Below are 5,002 nucleotides of genomic sequence, written 5' to 3'. Positions count from 1 at the left end.
GGCCCTGACCGTGGAGCCTTATGCCATCGGCCTGCGCAAGAATGATCCGCAGTTCAAGGCGTTGGTGGATGAGGTGCTGCACAGCCTCTACCGCAGCGGCGAGATCCACGCGATCTACCGCCGCTGGTTCGAGTCGCCGCTGCCGTCGCAGGGGCTGAACCTGAAGCTGCCGATGAGCGCGGCCTTCCGCCGCGTCATTGCGAACCCGACGGATTCGCCCGATCCTGAGAAGTACCGCTAGCGGAAGGCATCCAGCACGATGCCGTGTCGGTTCAGCTTGTCGTACAGCGTCTTGCRCGGCGTGCCCAGCAGCTCCATCGCGGCGGGCACCTTGCCATGGCTGCGGCGCAGGGCCTGTTCGATCAGCGTCTTCTCGACCAGATCCATCTGCCGCGCGAGGTTCAGCGCCGGCACGGCCTGCAGCGCGGCCTGGGGGTCGAGGTCGTCCAGTGCCAGCACGAAGCGGTCGGCCGCGTTGCGGATCTCGCGCACATTGCCGGGCCAGTCATGGGCCATCAGCTCGCGCAGCTTCTCGGGCGTCAACTCGGGCGCGGCACGCTCGTACCGCGCACAGGCTTGCACGACAAAGTGCTGGAACAGCAGCGGGACGTCCTCGCGGCGCTCGCGCAGCGGCGGCAGCGTCAACGTGGCGATGTTGAGTCGGTAATAAAGGTCGCTGCGGAACTCGTTCTTGGCGGCCTGCTCGCGCAGGTCCGACTTGCTGGCGGCGATGAAGCGCACGTTGATCGGCAGCTCCTCGTTGGAGCCCAGGCGCTCGATGCGTCGCTCCTGCAGCACGCGCAGCAGCTTGATCTGCAGCGCGATCGGCATGGTCTCGATCTCGTCCAGCAGCAGTGTGCCGCCGTTGGCATGCTCGATCTTGCCAATGCGGCGCTTGGCGGCTGACGTGAACGAGCCCGGCTCGTGGCCGAACAATTCGCTCTCGAACAGCGCCTCGGGCAGGCCGCCGCAGTTGATGGCAACGAAATGGCGGTCGCGGCGCGCGCTCTGGTCGTGCAGGCAGCGCGCCACCAGCTCCTTGCCGGTGCCGGTCTCGCCGACGATCAGCACATCTGCCGAGGTGCCGGCCAGATTCAGCACCTGGCGGCGCAGCTGCTGCATGGCCGGAGACTGTCCCAGCAGCGCGGCCTCGATGCCGTTGGCGCGCTGCAGCTGCGTGCGCAGCTCGTCGGCCGAGTGGCGCAGCGTGCGCAGGTCCAGGGCGCGGCGGGCCACGTCCAGCAGGCGCTCGGGCGCGAAGGGCTTTTCGATGAAGTCGTAGGCGCCGGCACGCATGGACTGCACGGCCATGGTCACGTCGCCGTGGGCCGTGATGAGGATGGTGGGAATGCTCGCGTCGGTGGCCTGCACATGGGCCAGCAGCGCGCGGCCATCCATGCCGGGCAGGCGCACGTCGGTGATGACGATGATGGGTGCGCCGGGCTGGATGTGGGGCAGGGCTTCCTCGGCCGTGCGGCAAGGTTGCACGGCAAAGCCCTCCAGCTCCAGCGTCTGCGTGAGGCTGACCCGCACCGGCAGGTCGTCCTCGACGAACACGACCTTGTAGCCTTCAAACATCTTTCGTCTCCGGTACTGCCGCCCAGGTTTCGACGGCAAGGTCGAACTCGAAACTCATGCCGTGCTCCAGGCGTTGGGCACGCAGCGTGCCGCCGAACTCGTGCACGATCTTGGCTGAAATCACCAGGCCCAGCCCCAGGCCTTCGCCAGCGGGCTTGGTGGTGAAGAAGGGCTCGAACAGGCGCTGCAGGTCTGCCTCGCCGACACCGGCACCGCTGTCCTGCACGCGCATCAGGGCGCGGCGCCCGCCATCCTGTGCGATGACCTGCACGCGGAGTTGGCGCTCGGCCTCGTTCTGCATCGCGTCAATGGCGTTGCCGAACAGGTTGACCAGCACCTGCTCCAGCCGGTTGGCCTCTGCCCGCACGCGCAGGCCGGCGGGCACCTCGATCTCGGCCTGCACATCCAGCGCGCGGCTGCGGTGCTCCAGCAGCAGCAGGGCGTTGCGCACGCAGTCCAGCAGCGACACGGCGCCTGTGACCTGCTCATCGGCCTTGCGCGCAAAGCTCTTCAGCTGGCGCGTGATCTGACTCATGCGCTCGACCATGTCGTCCATCAGCTGCAGATTGGTCGCCACCGCGTCCTGGCGGCCGGCTTCCAGCAAGCGGATCGAGTTGCGCGCCAGCGCGCGCAAGGCGGTCAGCGGCTGGTTGACTTCGTGCGACAGCCCGGCCGACATCTGACCCAGCACGGCAAGCTTGCTGGCCTGCAGCAACTCGCCTTCGGTCTGCAGGCGCTGGGCGATCTGGGTCTTCAGCGCGTCATTGGTCTGGCGCAGCTCGGCGGTGCGGCTGTCCACCAGTTGTTCGAGCAGGGCGTGGGCCTGCTGCAGCTCCGTTTGCGCTTTGGTGAGCTGGCGCAGCGCGCGCCGGCGCGACGACAGATAGAGCACGAGCAGGCCGATGCTGGCGCCAAACGCTGCACCGCCCCAGGCCGCGAGCTGGGCGCGCTGGCGCACCTCGGTCAGGTCCGACAGAGCCACCAGGCGCAGGCCCAGCGGCACGATCTGGCGCTGCTGCGCCAGCATGGGCTTGGCACCGGGCAAAGGCAGGCTGACTTGCTGGCCCTGGTGCACCTCCAGCGAAGCCGGCAGGTCCAGGTTGGGGCCGATGGCCTGCGGGTAGCGCGCACTGGCCTGCAGGGCCTGGCGGCGCGACGGGTCGGCGTGGCCCAGCACGGCGTACTTCCAGGCCTGCACGGAGCTCATGATGACGACGTCCTGATCGTCAGCGATGAGGATGCGTTCGTTCTGCGAGCGCAGGCCGAGGTCGATCCACGTCGCTTCCAGTGGCGCGAGGTTGAAGCGCACGACGATGACGCCCCGGAGCGGGATATCACCCGCTCCCGCCGATGACACCTGGCTGGCCCCGCGCAGCGGGTGCAGCAGATAGAAGTCGGTGCTGCCGGTGTTGGCATCGGCGGCAAAGAAGTGGGTGCGGCCCTGGGCGAGGGYCTCGGCCAGCCGCGCCGGCGGCGTCAGCGCTTCGCTGGCCGACAAGACCTGGCCCTTGGCGTCGGCGACAAAGATCTGGTGGGTGCCGGCGCGCACATTGACGCGGGCCAGCATCTGGCTGGCGGCCCGGCGGGTCGCTTCGTCGCCCGGCGCCTGCATCAGGGCCTGCAGCGTCGGCGCGATGGCCAGCAAGCTGGGCAGGGAGGCGTGTCGGCCCAGCTCGGCAGCAAGGTTGGAGGCATAGAGCTCCAGCCGCTCGGTGCTGAGTGCCGACAACTGCTCGCGRCCGCTGCGTTCACTGATGCGGTGCGCGAGCACGAAGCCGAGCACCATCAGCAAGCCTGTCAGGAAGAGATGGAAGCCCGGCCGGCTCAGCAGGCGGAGGAGGCGCAGCGCGCGCGGGCGAAGAGAGGCAGTCACAACCATGGCAGGGCCGTGTAGTTTGCCCATGCGATGGCGCGCACGACAGCGCCTGCAGCAGTTTTTTCGACGCTGGCGGAGAACCGCTCGCAGTCGCTGCGGTTTGTGCGGATTTCCGCCCAGTTTTTGCTGGTCGACACTCGTGAAATCTGACCAGGGTCACCCTCTGGGGACGGATCAAACGGTCGAGGGTTTCATACCGTCGGTGAATACCCTTGAAACGTCTTGATTGGCACGAGGGTTGCGATTTATCCCGGGTCGCTTGGCGCATGCTGCGCCCCAACAATTATTCCTGGAGCCCTCATGGAGACTCTGATTCAACAGATCATCAACGGCCTGGTGCTGGGGAGCATGTATGCCCTCGTCGCCCTGGGCTACACGATGGTCTACGGCATCATCAACCTCATCAATTTCGCCCACGGCGAGATCCTGATGGTGGGCGCCATGGTCAGCTGGACGCTGGTCACGCTGCTGGCGGATTCCGGCATTCCCGGCTGGCTGCTGATGCTGATCGGCCTGGCCGCCGCCATCGTCGTCTGCGCGACGTTGAACTACGCAGTTGAGAAGATCGCCTACCGGCCGCTGCGCAACGCGCCGCGCCTGGCGCCGCTGATCACCGCCATGGGCATGTCGCTGCTGCTGCAGGTGCTGGCGATGATCATCTGGAAGCCGAACCCCAAGCCCTTCCCGCTGCTGCTGCCCACCACGCCGTTCGACCTGGGCGGCCCCGTCATCACCGTCACGCAATGCCTGATCCTGGGCCTGACGGTCTGCATCCTGGCCGGCCTGATGTACCTGGTGAACTACACCAAGCTGGGCCGCGCGATGCGCGCCACCGCCGAGAACCCGCGCGTGGCCGGCTTGATGGGCGTGAAGCCCGACTTCATCATCTCCACYACCTTCGTCATCGGCGCTGCGCTCGCCGCAGTGGCCGGCCTGATGTGGGCGGCCAACTACGGCACCGTGCAGCACACCATGGGCTTCATGCCCGGGCTGAAGGCCTTCACGGCCGCGGTGCTGGGCGGCATCGGCAACCTGGCCGGCGCGGTGGTGGGCGGCGTGCTGCTCGGCCTCATCGAGGCCATCGGCGCAGGCTACCTGGGCGACCTGACCGGTGGCGTGCTGGGCAGCCACTACGCCGACATCTTCGCCTTCGTCGCCCTCATCCTCGTGCTGACGCTGCGCCCCTCGGGCCTGCTCGGCGAGCGTGTGGCCGATCGCGCCTGAAGGGAGACAAGACATGGACACCAAGAAAATCTTCACCTTCCTCGCGGCCGCCATCGGCCTGCTCGTTGTGCCGTTGTTCGCACAGCAGCTCGGCAATGGTCCGGTCCGCATCATCGACCTGGCGCTGCTCTACGTGCTGCTGGCGCTGGGGCTGAACATCGTCGTTGGCTATGCCGGCCTGCTGGACCTGGGCTACGTCGCTTTCTACGCGGTCGGCGCCTACATGTTCGCGCTGATGTCCAGCCCGCACCTGAGCGAGAACTTCGAGGCCATCCAGGCCGCGTTCCCGACGGGCCTGCATTCGCCGCTGTGGCTGGTCATCCC

Annotated in this window: 4 protein-coding genes and 1 pseudogene; 3 read left to right on the top strand and 2 right to left on the bottom strand. The window is 67.4% G+C overall.

Translation table 11 applies throughout. From position 1 onward, the window contains the following. Positions 1 to 241 (top strand): annotated as a pseudogene (locus tag ACXJKR_RS24160) (amino acid ABC transporter substrate-binding protein); the annotation flags it as partial. Here the strand turns inward: ACXJKR_RS24160 and ACXJKR_RS24155 are convergent. Both ACXJKR_RS24155 and ACXJKR_RS24150 read right to left on the bottom strand, forming a co-directional pair. Beyond that, complete coding sequence (locus ACXJKR_RS24155; RefSeq protein WP_457324976.1) at positions 238 to 1,578, bottom strand: sigma-54-dependent transcriptional regulator; 1,341 nt, start codon at positions 1,576 to 1,578, stop codon at positions 238 to 240. The pseudogene ACXJKR_RS24160 and the gene ACXJKR_RS24155 overlap by 4 nt on opposite strands. Continuing rightward, entirely contained in the window at positions 1,571 to 3,451 is a 1,881-nt protein-coding gene (locus tag ACXJKR_RS24150) for a sensor histidine kinase (RefSeq protein ID WP_457324975.1), read from the bottom strand. Before ACXJKR_RS24150 ends, ACXJKR_RS24155 begins: the two co-directional genes overlap by 8 nt. A 303-nt stretch (positions 3,452 to 3,754) precedes the next feature. Here ACXJKR_RS24150 and ACXJKR_RS24145 point away from each other — a divergent pair, with 303 nt between their 5' ends. Then, positions 3,755 to 4,678 (top strand): branched-chain amino acid ABC transporter permease, encoded by a 924-nt coding sequence (locus ACXJKR_RS24145; RefSeq protein WP_056196256.1) that lies wholly within the window; start codon positions 3,755 to 3,757, stop codon positions 4,676 to 4,678. A gap of 13 nt (positions 4,679 to 4,691) precedes the next feature. Continuing rightward, positions 4,692 to 5,002 (top strand): ABC transporter permease subunit (locus ACXJKR_RS24140; protein WP_457324974.1); only part of this gene is annotated, 311 nt, incomplete at its 3' end.

Source organism: Roseateles sp. P5_E11 (assembly GCF_054049355.1).
The sequence above is the reverse complement of the archived record's forward strand: the minus strand, read 5'-3'. Positions and strand labels throughout refer to the sequence as shown.